Source organism: Thiohalorhabdus sp., assembly GCF_046545655.1.
GTDB lineage: Bacteria > Pseudomonadota > Gammaproteobacteria > Thiohalorhabdales > Thiohalorhabdaceae > Thiohalorhabdus.
Window position 1 is genome coordinate 29,730 of sequence record NZ_JBKGZG010000017.1, and the last position, 14,663, is coordinate 44,392.

13 protein-coding genes are annotated in these 14,663 nt (G+C 70.9%); 8 read left to right on the top strand and 5 right to left on the bottom strand.

Going from position 1 to position 14,663, the window contains the following annotated elements; genetic code table 11:
* Nucleotides 1–65: 65 nt before the first annotated feature.
* Together ACLFRB_RS05640 and ACLFRB_RS05645 are read left to right on the top strand one after the other, a co-directional pair.
* Complete coding sequence (locus ACLFRB_RS05640; RefSeq protein ID WP_411068028.1) at nucleotides 66–1,127, top strand: AI-2E family transporter; 1,062 nt, start codon at nucleotides 66–68, stop codon at nucleotides 1,125–1,127.
* Entirely contained in the window at nucleotides 1,124–1,696 is a 573-nt protein-coding gene (locus tag ACLFRB_RS05645; protein WP_411068029.1) for a hypothetical protein, read from the top strand. Before ACLFRB_RS05640 ends, ACLFRB_RS05645 begins: the two co-directional genes overlap by 4 nt.
* A gap of 23 nt (nucleotides 1,697–1,719) precedes the next feature.
* Here ACLFRB_RS05645 and ACLFRB_RS05650 read toward each other — a convergent pair whose 3' ends face one another.
* A complete protein-coding gene (locus tag ACLFRB_RS05650) occupies nucleotides 1,720–2,592 on the bottom strand; it encodes a hypothetical protein (protein ID WP_411068030.1) in 873 nt (290 codons plus the stop codon).
* 4 nt (nucleotides 2,593–2,596) lie between these two features.
* On the bottom strand, nucleotides 2,597–4,693 hold the full coding sequence (locus ACLFRB_RS05655) for a molybdopterin-dependent oxidoreductase (RefSeq protein ID WP_411068031.1): 2,097 nt from the start codon (nucleotides 4,691–4,693) through the stop codon (nucleotides 2,597–2,599).
* A 166-nt stretch (nucleotides 4,694–4,859) separates the two neighbouring features.
* Between ACLFRB_RS05655 and ACLFRB_RS05660 the strand changes: the two genes are divergently transcribed.
* A complete protein-coding gene (locus tag ACLFRB_RS05660; RefSeq protein WP_411068032.1) occupies nucleotides 4,860–6,035 on the top strand; it encodes an NAD(P)/FAD-dependent oxidoreductase in 1,176 nt (391 codons plus the stop codon).
* A gap of 13 nt (nucleotides 6,036–6,048) precedes the next feature.
* On the opposite strand, the gene ACLFRB_RS05665 is transcribed toward ACLFRB_RS05660, so the two are convergent.
* A complete protein-coding gene (locus tag ACLFRB_RS05665) occupies nucleotides 6,049–6,747 on the bottom strand; it encodes an HAD family hydrolase (RefSeq protein ID WP_411068033.1) in 699 nt (232 codons plus the stop codon).
* Nucleotides 6,748–6,922: 175 nt separating this feature from the next.
* On the opposite strand from ACLFRB_RS05665, the gene ACLFRB_RS05670 reads away from it, so the two are divergent.
* Nucleotides 6,923–7,804, top strand: a complete 882-nt coding sequence (locus tag ACLFRB_RS05670) for a diacylglycerol/lipid kinase family protein (protein ID WP_411068034.1) — start codon at nucleotides 6,923–6,925, stop codon at nucleotides 7,802–7,804.
* A gap of 77 nt (nucleotides 7,805–7,881) precedes the next feature.
* Nucleotides 7,882–8,334 carry a YaiI/YqxD family protein gene (locus ACLFRB_RS05675; protein ID WP_411068035.1) on the top strand — a complete coding sequence of 151 codons (453 nt, stop codon included), beginning with the start codon at nucleotides 7,882–7,884 and terminating at the stop codon, nucleotides 8,332–8,334.
* A gap of 85 nt (nucleotides 8,335–8,419) precedes the next feature.
* On the opposite strand, the gene ACLFRB_RS05680 is transcribed toward ACLFRB_RS05675, so the two are convergent.
* Nucleotides 8,420–10,315: an ATP-binding cassette domain-containing protein gene (locus ACLFRB_RS05680; protein ID WP_411068036.1), complete on the bottom strand. Its 1,896-nt coding sequence runs from the start codon at nucleotides 10,313–10,315 to the stop codon at nucleotides 8,420–8,422.
* Nucleotides 10,316–10,851: 536 nt separating this feature from the next.
* On the opposite strand from ACLFRB_RS05680, the gene rfbB reads away from it, so the two are divergent.
* Together rfbB and rfbA are read left to right on the top strand one after the other, a co-directional pair.
* The gene (gene rfbB, locus ACLFRB_RS05685; RefSeq protein WP_411068037.1) at nucleotides 10,852–11,925 is read left to right on the top strand and encodes a dTDP-glucose 4,6-dehydratase; all 1,074 of its coding nucleotides are present in this window, start codon (nucleotides 10,852–10,854) and stop codon (nucleotides 11,923–11,925) included.
* 66 nt (nucleotides 11,926–11,991) lie between these two features.
* The gene (gene rfbA / locus ACLFRB_RS05690) at nucleotides 11,992–12,873 is read left to right on the top strand and encodes a glucose-1-phosphate thymidylyltransferase RfbA (protein WP_411068038.1); all 882 of its coding nucleotides are present in this window, start codon (nucleotides 11,992–11,994) and stop codon (nucleotides 12,871–12,873) included.
* A gap of 22 nt (nucleotides 12,874–12,895) precedes the next feature.
* Here rfbA and ACLFRB_RS05695 read toward each other — a convergent pair whose 3' ends face one another.
* Nucleotides 12,896–13,852 carry a transposase gene (locus ACLFRB_RS05695; RefSeq protein ID WP_411068039.1) on the bottom strand — a complete coding sequence of 319 codons (957 nt, stop codon included), beginning with the start codon at nucleotides 13,850–13,852 and terminating at the stop codon, nucleotides 12,896–12,898.
* Between the two features lie 143 nt (nucleotides 13,853–13,995).
* Here ACLFRB_RS05695 and ACLFRB_RS05700 point away from each other — a divergent pair, with 143 nt between their 5' ends.
* The gene (locus ACLFRB_RS05700; RefSeq protein ID WP_411068040.1) at nucleotides 13,996–14,595 is read left to right on the top strand and encodes a class I SAM-dependent methyltransferase; all 600 of its coding nucleotides are present in this window, start codon (nucleotides 13,996–13,998) and stop codon (nucleotides 14,593–14,595) included.
* The last annotated feature ends 68 nt before the right edge of the window (nucleotides 14,596–14,663 follow it).

Consider the following 14,663-nt stretch of genomic DNA (forward strand, 5'->3'; position numbering starts at 1 on the left):
GGGTCCTGACTCGGAGATTCGTTCCATTTCTGAGCTTCCTGCGAGCAAGCCGGGAGGGGAAAAGCGTGACCAACGGTGCGGAGGGAGCACCCCTGTCCTTCGCCCAGAAAGTAGCCGCCCTGGTGGGCCTGGGCGTCCTGCTGGTGGGGGCCTATCTGGTACTGCAGCCGTTCGTGGTCCCCATCCTTTGGGCGGCCATCCTCGTTTACGCCACCCTACCCATCTTTCGCCGGCTGGCGGCCCGATTCCCCAACCGGCCGATCCTCAACAGCCTGACCATGACCCTGGGGCTGATCCTACTCCTGTTTGGCCCGGCAACGGCTCTGAGCCTTTCACTGGCGGCGGAGTCCGCCGCCGTGGTGGAGGCACTGCGGGAGTTCTCCCACCAGGATCAAACCCCGCTGATGGAACCCTTGCTCGGCATTCCGTTGGTAGGACCCGCCATCGCCGGAGAGGTGGAAACCCTGATCAAGGATCCCCAGATCCTCCAGGAGACCCTCGTGGAGTGGGCCCAACGCTCCTCGGGCATGCTCCAGGAATGGGCGGGCGACGTAGCGAGGAACATCGGCAAGCTCGGGGTGACCCTGCTTACGGTTTTCTTCTTCTACCTGCACGGCCAGACCTTGATGGAACAGACCCGGCGTGCGGGTCTGCGCCTCGGCTTCGACCGCCTTTGGGAATACTTGCCTGCGGTCACGCGAACTCTGAACGCCGTCATGTTCGGACTCATTCTCGCCAGCCTGGCCCAAGGGCTCCTGGCCGGAATCGCCTACGCTGTGGTAGGCCTCCCCGTACCCGCATTGCTGGGCACCGCCACCGCCCTGCTGGCCGTGCTCCCCTTCGGAGCGCCCATCATCTGGGTCCCCGCCGGCCTCTTCCTGATCGCCCAGGGCGACTGGATGGGCGGGATCGGCCTCTTGTTATGGGGGATGCTGGTGGTGAGCTGGGTGGACAACCTCATTCGTCCCATGGTGATCTCTGCATCCACCCGGATCCCCTTCCTCCTGGTATTTTTCGGGGTGATCGGGGGCGGCTTGGCCTACGGCCTCATCGGCCTGTTCATCGGCCCCATCATCCTGTCCGTCCTCATGACCGTGTGGCGAGAATGGACCGAAGCCCCCCAATGAGCACTCGCGCACTTGCCGGCTTGCTCGCCCTGGCGACCGTCCTCTGGACCGGTTCCGCCCCAGCCGAATCCGAGATCCGGGGCGTCTACAGCCTGGAGCTCGGCCAGAGCCGGGAGCGGGCCGAGGAGGCCCTGGCTGCCGACGAGCATTTCCGCCGCATCGCCGCCAGGCACTTCGAGGGCTTCCCCCTCTACGAGGTGACCCTGGGCGACCACGAATTCCACGTGCACCCCCGCTTTCAAGACGACCGCCTCACCGAGATCACTCTGCAGTTCCGCGAGCAGGCATCCTCCAACGACGTGGATCCCCTGATCCACGAGCAGCTGGCATTCGGCCTCTCGACCTTCAGCGCCCGCTTCGGGGAGCCCGACCAGGAATTCCTGGAGCCACGGGAGGTGGCGCCTCGGGATTTCGAGGAAGGCGATCGGGTGGTGACCCACCAGTGGACGCAGGGAGAGCGGGTAGCGCAGCTCCTGCTGTGGCGGAAAGGCTTCACCTACGGGACGGAGATCCTGCTCGCCGAGCAGTCGGCCCGGGAGCCGGAAAAATCCCCCGCCGAGGCCTTCTAGGGTCGCCCAGGGCCCCCCGGCGCTTACGCCCCAAGGGCGCCCCGGAGCCGCTCCAGGACCCGCCGTCCGCCCCGGTAGTCCCGGCTGCGCACCACGGCCACGCGGCCGTTGGCGGGGCGCCCGGTGCCATCCAGGTCCAGGGCCACGGTAACGCCCGCCTCGCCCACGCCCGGGACCGCGCCCAGATCCAGGGCCACCGCCTCCCCGCTGCGGCTGAACAGGGAGAAAAGGTATCCTCCGGGCGGCGGGCCCGGATCCCGCCAGACGCCCTCGTCCACCAGGGCCACCCAGGCCCGAAGGAAATCCGGCCCGTAGAAGTCGAAGAAGCCGTTGGAGCCGCGCAGGTGGGCCTCGATGATGGTCCCGCCGATCAGCTCGAAGTTGCAGATCCCGGTATAGCCCCGGAGATTGGCCGCCACCCAGTCGGTGAGCACCCGCTCGTTGGCGGGGCGGGCCACGCCGATGCGCCAGAACACGGGGCGCCCGTCTTCCCATTCGTCGCCGGCCACGGTGTGGGCGAACCAGAGGACCTCGCCGTCGCGCACCAGGCAGTCGGTGCTGCTCTGCTCCCCCTCCAGGTACTGGCACCAGAAGGTGCCCGGAACGTGCGCCATCCCGCCCGCCTGGGCCCGGTGGGCGCCAATGGCCATGCCCGCCAGGTTGGTGATGGGACGCACGAACACCGGCTCCTCGGGCCCCAGGCCGAGCTCGGCGGGCTCCACCCCCGCCGGGGCGGCCACCAGGCCCTGGGACAGGGCCAGCTCCAGCTTGTTGTAGACCCAGCGGTGGGCGGGATTGAGCCGCCACGCCGCGCCGTCGCTGACGCCGATGTCGGCGGCGGGCTCGGCGGCCGCGAACAGGAAGCGGCGCTCGGGGGAGACGCCATGGAAGGGCACAGGCCTACTCCTTGGGCTCCACCGCGCACAGCCCCGACTTGAAGGGCGGGAAGCCGCTGATGGGATCGGGATGAGCGTGGTCGGTGAGGCGGTTGACGTCCGCCCCGGCCCAGCCGTGGAAGCAGTGCACCACCCCGGGCTTCACCGCCTCGGTCACCTCGGCGGTGAAGGCCACCGCCCCCCGGGGCGTGCGCACCTCCACCGGGGCGCCGTCGGCGATCCCCAGCGGCGCGGCGTCCCAGGGGTGGAGCTGGGCCCGGGGGACCGGATCCCGGGCCGCCAGGGAGGGAAACCGCTGCTGCTGCGAGTGGGTGTAGTACTTGCTGCGGCCGCCGCTGGTGAGCACGAAGGGATATTCCTCCGCCAGGGACGGCGTGGCCAGGGGGCTCTCCGCCGGCTCGCGATAGACCGGTAGGCCGTCATAACCGGCTTCGCGCAGCTCCTGGGAGTCGAGCTCGATCTTGCCGCTGGCGGTGGGGAAGCCCCGCACCTCGTAGAGGCGCTCGCCCTCGAAGGCCTCCTCGTCGAGGGCGTCCGCGAAGACCATGGCCCCGTCCGGATCCTCGTAGGCTTGGCGGCGCACCTCCGGGGCCAGCCCCTCGGCGGCCTCCGCCCAGGAGGCCGCCAGGTCGCCGTGCCAGAAGCGCTCCGCCATGCCCAGGCGCACCCCCAGGTCCAGGGCCACCTGGGCGTCGGAGCGGGCCTCGCCGCGGGGCGCCAGCACGGAATGGCGATGGCGCACCTCGCCGCGGAACTGGCAGCCCGGATAGGCCACCAGCGCCTCCCGCTCCAGGTTGGTGGCCGCGGGCAGCACGACGTCCGCCCGCTTGGCCGTCTCGGTGAGGAAGAAGTCCGAGCAGGCGAAGAACTCCAGGGCCTCCAGGGCGGCGCGCATGCGGCCGCTGTTGGGCCACATGGAGGCGTTGATGCCGATGGCGAAGAGCGCCCGGATGGGCTGGGGCTCGCCGGTAAGGATGGCGTCGGGCAGCAGCATGCTCTGGCCCGCCGGCCAGTAGCGGGTCCAGATGGGGTAGGTCTCCTCGCCGAGGCGCGGGGGCAGCTCGTCGATGGTCTCGCGGAACAGATCGATGGGCCGGGGCCGCACCTTGTCCAGGAAGAAGCGGTTGCCGCCGGGAATGTCCAGGTTGCCGGTGACCGCCGGCAGCACGACGATGGCCCGGTGGTTCTGGAAGCCGTTGCTGTGCTGGACGGTGGCGGTGGGCGACAGGGCGATCTGCGCCGGCCCGGAGATGGCGTACAGCTCCGCGGCTCGCCGGATGGCTCCGGCGTCCACCCCGCAGATGCGCGCCACCCGCTCCGGCGGGAATTCCCGCGCGTAGTCGCGGAGGCTGTTCCAGCCCAGGGCCCAGCGCTTGAGGAAGGCCTCGTCCGCCCAGCCGTTCTCGAAGATGAGGTTATGGAAGGCCAGCGCCAGGGCGCCGTCGGTGCCGGGACGGATCTGCAGGTGGATGTCCGCGGCTTCCGCGGTCTCGGTCCGCCGCGGGTCCACCACCACCATGGCCCGGCCGTCCTTGGGCCGGGCCACGTGGTGCGCCTCGAAAGGCACCACCGAGGCCGGCGGGTTGGTGGACCACACCAGCAGGCAGCGGGTCTGCTCCGCCTCCAGCAGGCTGGCGGACTTGAGCCGATAGCCCAGCGTCAGCTTCTCCGCCGCCAGGGTGGCGGAGAAGCAGCAGCCCGACTCGGTGAGGTAGTTGGGCGAGCCGAAGGCGTGGGCCAGGCGCTGCAGCTGCGGCCGCGCCTCCTTGGTGTAGCCGGCGAAGAAGGCCGCCTGCTCGCCCCCGTGGCGCTCACGGATCTCCGCCAGCCGGGCGGCGATGGTGTCCAGGGCCTCGTCCCAGGAGATGGGCTCGAAGCGGTCGCTGCCCTTGGGGCCCACCCGCCGGAGCGGCTGGAGCAGCCGCTCCGGGTGGTACTGCCGCTCCAGCTGGGCGGCCCCCCGGGGACAGTCGGGACCGCTGAGGTCCACGGCCCGGCCGGCGCCGTCGACGGCCACGTCGAAGGCGCAGTTGGCGTCGCATTCGTAGCAGGTGGTGCGCTTCCAGGTGGTTCCGTCCGCCCCCATGACCTCCCTTTCCATGGATACCCCCCTTCGCGAAAGGGGGTGCCGTTTGCCCGATCCAAAAAGGCGGGCATTCTGGCATATCCGGCCGCCGTGCGAGAGGGCGGGCCGGATTCCGGGCCACGGGCCGTGGTATCCTCTCGACCGCTCCCGGAGCGGACTCCCCACACGGTCGGAGGAAGGCTTGCCCCACTACGACGTGGTCGTCATCGGCGCCGGCGCCGCCGGGCTCATGTGCGCCGCCACCGCCGGACAGGGCGGCCGGCGGGTGCTGGTAGTGGAGCACGCCAACAAGGTGGGTAAGAAGATCCTCATGTCCGGCGGCGGGCGCTGCAATTTCACCAACCTCCACACCGGTCCCGAGCATTTCCTCTCCGCCAACCCCCACTTCATGAAGTCCGCCCTGGCCCGCTACACCCAGTGGGACTTCCTCGCCCTGGTGGAGCGGCACGGCATCCCCTACCACGAGAAGAAGGCCGGCCAGCTGTTCTGCGACCGCAAGGCCAAGGACATCCTTGGCATGCTGCTGGAGGAATGCCGGGCGGGCGGAGTAACCATCCGCACCAAGTGCGCCGTGCGGCACCTCACCGTGGACACCCCCCACCGGCTCGCCACCGACCTGGGGGAATTCACCGCCGACTCCCTGGTGATCGCCACCGGCGGGCTGTCCATCCCGCGCATGGGCGCCACGGCCTTCGGCCTGGAGCTGGCGGAGCGGCTGGGCCTGGCCGTGCAGCCGCCCCGGCCCGCCCTGGTGCCCTTCACCCTGCCGCGAGGCCTGCGCGAAGAGCTGGCCGAGCTATCCGGGATCTCCCTGGAAGCGGAGGTGCGCTGCGGGGGGACGAGCTTCCGCGAGGCGGTGCTGTTCACCCACCAGGGCCTGTCCGGTCCGGCCGTCCTCCAGGCCTCCTCCTACTGGGCGCCCGGGGAGCCCGTAACCATCGACCTCCTGCCGGACCTGGACCTCGAGGAGACCGTGGCCGCGGCCCGGCGCAACCACCCCAACCTCCGCCTGAGGAACTTGCTGGCCGACTTCCTGCCCCGACGGCTGGCCCAGCACTGGTGCGCCCACCGGGTGCCCGACAAGCCCCTGGGCCAGCTCTCCCGGGCGGACCTGCAGCAGGCCGCCGACCACCTGCACCGCTGGACCTTCACCCCCGCCGGCACCGAGGGCTACGCCACGGCGGAGGTGACCCGGGGCGGCGTGGACACCGGGGAGCTCTCCTCGCAGACCATGGAGGCGAAACGGGTCCCGGGGCTCTATTTCATCGGGGAGGTGGTGGACGTTACCGGCCACCTAGGCGGGCACAACTTCCAGTGGGCCTGGGCCTCCGGACACGCCGCGGGGGAGGCGGTCTAGCGGGGGGTGACGCTCAGGCGCCCCCGCCCTGCAGCAGGGCGGGCAGCCCGCGCAGGCAGGACAGCTCGTGGTGGGGCCGGGGCAGCTCTGCGGGCCAGGGGGCCCCGGCGCGGTTGACCCAGACGGCCCGGGCCCCGGCGTCCCGCGCCGCCTGGACATCTCGCACCGGGTCGTCGCCCATATGCACCACGGCCGAGGCGGGGACGCCCAGCTCGCCGCAGGCGGCCCGGAACATGGCCGGATGGGGCTTGGGAGCGCCCACGTCCGCGGCGGAGAGGACCAGATCGAACACCCCCGCCAGGGGCGTGTGGGGGACGTGGGCGTTGCCGTTGGTCAGGGCCACGAGGGGGTACCGGGCGCCCAGGCGCTCCAGAATCCCCGGCACCTCCTCGAAGGGGGTGACGCGGTTGCGCTCGGCGAGAAAGACCTCCATGGCGGCCTCGGCCACGCCGGGGGAATAGCCGGCCCGCTCCGCGTGCCAGCGCAGGGAGGCCACGCGCAGGGCGGTCATGTCGGCCGCCAGGTCGGGGTGGCGCTCGGCCATCTCCAGACGGACGGCCCGCATCTCTTCCTGGTCGAACTCCGCGGTGATCCGCGGGCAGTGCCCGGCCAGCCAGCGGTACACGGCCCCCTCCGCCCGGGCGATCACGTCCTCGCAGGGCCAGAGGGTCTCGTCGAGGTCGAAGGTCAATGCGCGTGGTGGCTGTTCCATGACTCCGCTTTGCGGCGATTGCGGGCTGCTCCTTGGAGGGGCTGCGGGTCCGAGGGTTCCCCGAACTAGGAGAAGGCCCCGCCCTTTCCCCAATTCCCTCCCCGGCCTTGCCGTGCTTTAAAGGGAGAGGTCCCCCGGCGCAGCCCGCGGGGTCCCCTCGCGCCCGGAGTCCCTCATGCGGTTCTGGCTGCTGACCAACCCCCATTCCGGGGCGGCCCAACGGCTGGCCGACCTCGACGCGGACCTCCGGCGCAAGGGCGTGGAGGTCTTCAGCCCCGGCGACTCGGCGGAGCTGCGCCGCCTCCTGGGCGCGGCCCGGAAGGAGTGCGACCGCCTGATCATCGCCGGCGGCGACGGCACGGTCCACCGGGTCGTCAACGGCATGACCGGGGACCTCCGCCACCCGGCCCTGGCCCTCCTGCCCCTCGGGACGGGGAACGACCTGGCCCGCACCCTCGCCCTCCCCGGAGACCCGCGGGCGGCGCTGGAGCTGGCGCTCACCGGCACCCCCCGACCCCTGGACCTCCTGGAAGTGACCTCCCCAACCGAGACCTGGTACGGCGTCAACGTCTGCGCCGGCGGCTTCAGCGCCGAGGTGACCGAGGCCGTGGACAGCGGGGATAAGCAGACCTGGGGGCCCCTGGCCTATCTGCGCCAGGCCGCCGGCACGGCCACCGAGCTGCCCAGCCACGAGATCGCCCTGCGCTTCGAGGACGAGCGCCCCCGGCGCTACGACGCCCTGAACCTGATCGTCGCCAACGGCCGAACCGCCGGCGGCGGCATCATGGTGGCCCCGCAGGCCGATCCCCGCGACGGCCTGCTGGAGGTGGTCACGGTCCAGAACGCACCCCGTCCCGACCTGGTCCCGCTGGTGCTCCGGCTGCTGGCCGGTGACTACACCAACAGCGAGCTGGTGGCGACCCGCAGGGCACGCTCGGTGGAGGTATCCAGCGACCGGGGGATCCTGTTCAGCACCGACGGCGAGTCTCGCCGGGAGATGGAGGTCCGCTTCCGGGCGCGAGCCGGGGCGCTGCGCTTCGTGGCCGGACCCTCCTGAAACGGGCCGGCCGAAGGGCCGCCCCCCTTCGCGCGGCCTGCTAGAATGGCCGCGTCCATCCCCAGCAGAGCGCCCCGATGACCATCTGGATCGACGCCGACGGCTGCCCCAACGACATCCGCCAGATCGTCCTGCGCGCCAGCAAGCGCACGGAGACCCCGGTGGTGCTGGTGGCCAACCGGGAGCTGCCCGAGCCCAAGGCGCCCCAGGCCTCCACGGTGCGGGTGGGGGCGGGGGCCGATGTGGCCGACAACTACATCGCCCAGCACATGGCGCGAGGGGACCTGGTGGTCACCGCCGACCTGCCCCTGGCGGCCGAGGTGGTGGAAAACGGCGGCACGGCCCTGTCGCCCCGCGGCGAGACCTTCACCGCGGAAAGCGTCCGCCAAAAGCTCTCCATGCGCGACTTCATGGAGCAGATGCGGGGCGCGGGTCTCGCCGGCGGCGGCCCGGCCCCGCAGAGCAACCGCGATCGCCAAGCCTTCGCCAACGCCCTGGACCGCTGGCTGGCCCAGCAAGGTCCGGACTGAGCTTCCCCGGTACAGACTCCGGCAGGAGCGGCGGTCCCCGCCGCGCTTCCCCCCCAGGCCCCCTATCCCTTCATGGAGGCGCCGTTCAGCCCGCTTCCAGCTCCTCCCAGCGCCGATAGGCCGCCTCCAGCTCCTCCTGGGCGGCGGCCAGCTCGTCGTTGAGGGCCTTCAGGTCCACCGCCGGATCCTGGTAAATCGCCGGGTCGGCGAGGCGCTCGGTCAACGCACTTATGCGCCCCTCCAGATCCTCGATGCGCTCGGGCAGCTCGGCCAGCTCCTTGCGCTCCCAGTTGCTGAGCCGCTTGCGGTCTTCGGGGCTTTCCCGCGCCGGTTGGGGCTTGGGGGCCTTCGCGCCGCTGTCCTTCTTGGCCTTGGCCGGGGCGGTCTCCTCCTGCGGCCGGCGCTCCAGGTACTCGCTGTAGCCGCCGATGAACTCGTCCACCCGGCCGTCGCCCCGCATCACCAGCAGGCTGGTGACCACGTTGTCGAGGAAGGCGCGGTCGTGGGAGACGATCAGCACCGTGCCCTCGTAGTTGGCCACCAGGTCCTCGAGCAGCTCGAGGGTCTCGATGTCCAGGTCGTTGGTGGGCTCGTCCATGACCAGGACGTTGGAGTCGGTGGCGAACAGCCGGGCCAGCAGCAGGCGGTTGCGCTCGCCGCCGGATAGCCGGGTGATGGGGGCCCGGGCCCGGTCGGGCGTGAACAGGAAGTCCTGCAGGTAGCCGATGACGTGGCGGCGGTTGCCGTTGACGGTCACGTATTCGCCGCCGTCGGTGACGTTGTCGGCGGCGGTGGCGCCCTCGTCGAGCTGGGCGCGCTGCTGGTCGAAGTAGGCCACCTGCAGGTTGGCGCCGGTCTCCACGGTTCCCTGCTGGGGCTCCAGCTCGCCGAGCAGCAGGCGGATCAGGGTGGTCTTGCCGGAGCCGTTGGGGCCGACGATGCCGATGCGGTCGCCGCGGCCGATGATGGTGGAGAAGTCCCGCACGATGGGCTGGCCCTCGTAACCGAAGGTAACCCCCTCCGCCTCCACCACCCGCTTGCCGGTCTTCTCCGCCCGGGAGGCCTCCATGCGCACGCTGCCCTGCTGCTCCCGCCGCTGGGCCCGCTCCTTGCGCATCTCCTGCAGCTGGCGCACCCGGCCCATATTGCGCTTGCGCCGGGCCTTGATGCCCTGGCGGATCCAGGCCTCCTCCTCCGCCAGCTTCTTGTCGAAGCGGGCCCGCTCCTGGGCCTCGGCGTTCAGCCGCTCCTCGCGGCGGCGCAGGTAGTTGTCGTAGTCCCCCGGCCAGCTGGTGATCTCGCCGCGGTCGATCTCCACGATGCGCGTGGCCAGGGCACGCAGGAAGCTGCGGTCGTGGGTAACGAACACCAGCGCCCCGCCGAAGCCCTTCAGGAAGTCCTGCAGCCAGAGAATGTTGTCGATGTCCAGATGGTTGGTGGGCTCGTCGAGCAGCAGCAGGTCCGGCCCCTGCACCAGGGCCCGGCCCAGCAGCACCCGCCGCTTCATGCCCCCGGACAGGGTGGCGAAGTCGGCGTCCTCGGGCAGGCCCAGACGGGTCACCACCTCGCTGACCCGGGAGCTGACGTCCCAGCCGTTCTCCTCGTCGAGCCGCGCCTGTACCCGTCCCAGGGCCTCGGCGTCCTCGGCGGTGGCCAGGTTCTGGCTGAGGCGGTGGAACTCGGCCAGCAGGTCGCCCAGATGCCCCAGCGCCCCGGCCACCACGTCGTACGCCGTGCCCTCCGTGCCCTGGGGCACCTCCTGGGTGAGCTTGGCGATCCGCAGGCCGGGCCGGGGCCGCACCTCCCCCTCCTCCGGCTCCACCTCCCCGGCCAGGACCCTGAGCAGGGTGGACTTTCCGGCCCCGTTGCGACCCACGATGCAGACCCGCTCGCCGGCCTCCACGGCCAGGTCGGCCCCCTCGAGAAGGGGATAGGGGCCGCCGACGTTCACCTCGACGTTCGTAAGCGTGATCAGGGACATGGGGCAATACCGTTGTGCAGCCAAGGTGTCGGAGGGCGCGCCTCCCCGCGGGCCGAGGCACCGGGGAGGGCATGGTACCCGCTTTTCCCGAATTCGCCGAAAGCGGCACCGGGCATTGTCAGAATTTACATGCGAAACGGCCGGGATGGCCGCCCTCAGCGCCTCTCGCATACAACATAATAACCTGTTTTTTCTAACAAACTCACACCATCCCCCCGGGCAGGCGAGCCGGGTGGGGCCCTTCGCTCCCGGGCCGTTCGCCGGGGCATTTCTTTACAGGACGCCCGCCCCGTCCGGCCCTCGGCATGCCGCCGTTCCCCGCCTCCGGTGCGAGGGGGGCCGATATCCCCTGCCAATAGGGTACTTACCATTCCCCCTTCCCCGGCCTCGGACCTTGGCACCCTTCTTGCGGTTCCTTCCGTGACCACCGGGATGGCGGCCCTCCGGAGCCTTCGGGACCCCGGCCCGGTCCGGCGCGCCGTCCGGATGTCCGCCCGGGCGGCGCCACATCCTCCATCTGCCGAGAGAGGCCTGACATGCGGATCATGGTAACCGGCGGCGCGGGCTTCATCGGCTCCGCCCTCGTCCGCCAGCTGGTGACCGAGACGGACAGCACCGTCATAAACGTTGACAAGCTCACCTACGCGGGGAACCTCGAATCCCTCGCCGCGGTTCGCTTCCATCCGCGGCACACCTTCGAGCGCACGGACATCTGCGATCCGGAGGAGATGCGGCGCGTGGTCGAAAAGCACCGCCCGGACGCCCTGATCCACCTGGCCGCGGAATCCCACGTGGACCGATCCATCGCCGGCCCCGGGGCCTTCGTCCGGACCAACATCCAGGGCACCTTCAACCTGCTGGAGGCCGCCCGGGTCCACTGGGAGGACCTGACCGGCCCGGAGCGCGAACGCTTCCGCTTCCTGCACGTCTCCACCGACGAAGTGTTCGGCGACCTGGGGCCCGAGGACCCGCCCTTCACGGAGCACACCCCCTATACCCCGAGCTCGCCCTATTCCGCCTCCAAGGCCTCCAGCGACCATCTCGTCCAGGCCTGGCACCGCACCTACGGGCTGCCCGTCCTGCTCACCAACTGCTCCAACAACTACGGCCCCTACCAGTATCCCGAGAAGCTCATCCCCCTGGTGATCCACAAGGCCCTGCGGGGGGAGCCCCTGCCCGTCTACGGGACCGGCGAGCAAAGCCGGGACTGGCTGTACGTAGAGGACCACGCCCGGGCCCTCCGCCACGTCCTGGCCCGGGGGCGGCCGGGCCGCAGCTACAACGTCAGCGGCGCCAGCGAGCGCACCAACCTGGAGGTGGTTCATGCCTTGTGCGCCCAGCTGAACCGGTTGGCCCCGCACCCGGAATATTCCTACGAGCGCCTCATCCGGTTCGTTCCGGACCGGCCCGGCCACGACCACCGCTACGCCCTGGACGCCACCCGGCTCGCCAGCGAGCTGGGGTGGCGTCCCGCCGAGACCTTCGAGTCGGGCCTGGCCCAGACCGTGCGGTGGTACCTGGACCACCGGGACTGGATGGAGCGGGTTCTGCACGGCCCCCCCGACCGGTGGGCGGCCGGGGAGGCCTATGGCCGGGAGGCCACCGGCTGAGGACGACCGGACCCGTTCGGCGCGAACCGGACGGCCTCAATGCACCGAGCCGGGAGAAGCGGCACCATGGAACGCAAGGGCATCATCCTGGCCGGCGGCAGCGGCACACGGCTCTTTCCGGTGACCCATTCGGTCTCCAAGCAGCTGCTGCCGGTGTTCGACAAGCCGATGATCTACTACCCCCTGTCCACGCTGATGCTCACCGGCATCCGGGACATCCTGATCATCTCCACCCCGGAGCATACGCCCCTGTTCCGGAACCTGCTGGGCGACGGCAGCCAGTGGGGGATCCGGCTGCACTACACGGTGCAGAAGGAGCCCAACGGCCTCGCCGAGGCCTTCCTGGTTGGCGAGGACTTCCTCGACGGCCACCCCAGCGCCCTGATGCTCGGGGACAACATCTTCCACGGCAACGACCTGCGCCCCCTGATCCGCCGGGCCGCGGAGCGAACCGAAGGGGCCACGGTCTTCGCCTACCCGGTGAGCGACCCGGAGCGCTACGGCGTGGTCGCCTTCGACGAGGAGGGTCGCGCGGTGAGCCTGGAGGAGAAGCCTGCGGTTCCCCGCTCCCGGTACGCGGTGACCGGCCTGTATTTCTACGACACCGAGGCCGTGAAGCTGGCCCGGGAGATCGAGCCGTCGGAACGGGGCGAGCTGGAGATCACGGACCTCAACCGCGCCTACCTGGAACGGGGCAGCCTGCAGGTGGAGGCGCTGGGCAGGGGCACCACTTGGCTGGACACCGGAACGCACGAGGCCCTCATGCGCGCCAGCACCTTCATCGAAACCCTGGAGAAGCGCCAGGGGCTCAAGGTCTGCGCCCCCGAGGAGACCGCGTACCGCATGGGGTTCATCGACGCTGAGCAGGTCCGGGAGCTGGCCCGGCCCCTGACCAAGACGGGCTACGGACGCTACCTCCTGGACATCGTCGAGGAGCGGATCTTCTAGGCAGCGAGGGGAGGGGCCGGGCTCAGGCCTCCTCCCCGGCGGCCTGGTGGAGGTGCTCCCGGAGGCGGTCCACCTCCGCGGCGAACCTCGGGTCGAAGGCCAGTCGGCCCCGCAGCCGCCCCACGGCATTGCTCATGGTGGCCACGTCCCGGTTCATGCGCTCCGCCGCCTCGCTCAGGGTGGAGGCCCCCGTCTCGATGGCCAGATAGGCCACCACCGCCCGGGCCCGGCTGGCCAGGTGCCCCCGGTCCCCCGAGCGCAAGCGCTCCACCGACAGGCCGAAATACCCGGACACGGCCGCCTCCACGGCAGCGATGCGTCCCGCCAGGGGCTGCGGAGGCTCCGGGGGATCGCCCTGGCGGGTCCGGAAGTCCGCGCCCCCCAGACACCCCCCCTGCGCCGCCTCCAGGGGCGACCAGGAGCACTGCGGCCCCGCCAGGCCCTCCTCGACGAAGCGCGCGTACTCCCGCCGCGCGCGCCCCGGCCGGTCCGCCAGCTCCGCGAGCACCCGCTCCCGGGTCAGCCACCCCACCTGCTCCTCGTCCAGGTAGGCCCGGTGTCCGCTCCAGGGATAGGAGGCCGGATCCGTGGCCAGACCGGCGGTTGCCGGACGGGCGTGGATGTAGCGGACCATCTGCAGCAGGTAGGCCTCCGGGTCCAGTAGCAGGGCCTTGTACCGGCCCTGGAACAGGTGGCCGGAGCGGCCGCGGTGCTTGTTCGCCCGGCGGGTAAAGCGGAAGGAAAGATTCTGCATGATCTTGGGCAGGGGGACCTCGTCCACCTCCAGAAGCAGGTGGAGCCGGCTCGGCTCCCAGCAGTAGGCGTGGATCCGGTGCCCGAAGCGATAGGTGCCTTCGCCCACCAGATCCTCCAGGTGGGCGCGCTCCGCCTCGTCGGCCACCACCGTCTGCTCCCCGTTGCCGAGAAGCGTGACGTAGTAGAACCCACCCGGAACGTGGATACGGGGTGTCCTGGCCATAGACCCAAGCTAGCAGGGCCGTTAGCGGCACGTAAAAGCACGACGTCAAGACCATGGCTGGCGGTTCGGGCGGAAAATTCGGTACATTAGGGCGGTCCCTAAGCCCAGTAATCATTTACCGCATCAGGAGCCCGCCGGGGACCATGCAGACGAAGCCCACGCCCCTTGCCGAGTCCATCCGGTTCTTCTCCCGGTTCGCCACCGACCCGTCCGCCGTGGGCGCCGTGGCGCCCAGCTCCTCCGCTCTGGCGCGGGCCATGGTGACGTGGATCGACTGGTCCGAGGTGGACCGGGTGGCGGAGTACGGACCGGGGACCGGGGCCTTCACGCCCCAGATCCTGGACCGCCTGGGGGAGGAGGACCGCTTCTTCGCCGTGGAGCGGGATGCGGGGCTGGCGCGGCGGTTCCGGGAACGCTTCCCCGGCACCCCCCTGTACCGGGACTCGGTGGAGAACATCGCGGCCCTCTGCGAGCGGGAGGGCCTGGAGGGGCTCGACGCGGTCATCTGCGGCCTGCCCTGGGCCAGCTTCCCCCCCGACCTGCAGCGGCGCCTCCTGGAGCAGACCGCGGGGGTCCTGCGCGAGGGCGGCTACTTCGCCACCTTCGCCTACCTGAGCGGCTTCGTTGTCCCCGGGGCGCACCGCTTCCAGCGCCTGCTGCCCGAGTACTTCTCCCGGGTGGAGCGCAGCCCCGTGGTGTGGCGCAACCTCCCCCCGGCCTTCGTCTACCGCTGCCGGCGCTAGGCGCCCCCTGGGCCGCGCCTTCCTGGAGCTGCCTTTGAGCGGGGAATGGGTGGTCTACATGCTCGAGA

Excerpts from the sequence above, each read along its gene's own strand:
- ACLFRB_RS05680 (WP_411068036.1), bottom strand. The coding sequence starts at position 10,315 with ATGTCCCTGATCACGCTTACGAACGTCGAGGTGAACGTCGGCGGCCCC.
- ACLFRB_RS05675 (WP_411068035.1), top strand. The coding sequence starts at position 7,882 with ATGACCATCTGGATCGACGCCGACGGCTGCCCCAACGACATCCGCCAG.
- ACLFRB_RS05695 (WP_411068039.1), bottom strand. The coding sequence starts at position 13,852 with ATGGCCAGGACACCCCGTATCCACGTTCCGGGTGGGTTCTACTACGTC.
- ACLFRB_RS05670 (WP_411068034.1), top strand. The coding sequence starts at position 6,923 with ATGCGGTTCTGGCTGCTGACCAACCCCCATTCCGGGGCGGCCCAACGG.
- ACLFRB_RS05645 (WP_411068029.1), top strand. The coding sequence starts at position 1,124 with ATGAGCACTCGCGCACTTGCCGGCTTGCTCGCCCTGGCGACCGTCCTC.
- ACLFRB_RS05655 (WP_411068031.1), bottom strand. The coding sequence starts at position 4,693 with ATGGAAAGGGAGGTCATGGGGGCGGACGGAACCACCTGGAAGCGCACC.
- rfbA (WP_411068038.1), top strand. The coding sequence starts at position 11,992 with ATGGAACGCAAGGGCATCATCCTGGCCGGCGGCAGCGGCACACGGCTC.
- rfbB (WP_411068037.1), top strand. The coding sequence starts at position 10,852 with ATGCGGATCATGGTAACCGGCGGCGCGGGCTTCATCGGCTCCGCCCTC.
- ACLFRB_RS05700 (WP_411068040.1), top strand. The coding sequence starts at position 13,996 with ATGCAGACGAAGCCCACGCCCCTTGCCGAGTCCATCCGGTTCTTCTCC.
- ACLFRB_RS05665 (WP_411068033.1), bottom strand. The coding sequence starts at position 6,747 with ATGGAACAGCCACCACGCGCATTGACCTTCGACCTCGACGAGACCCTC.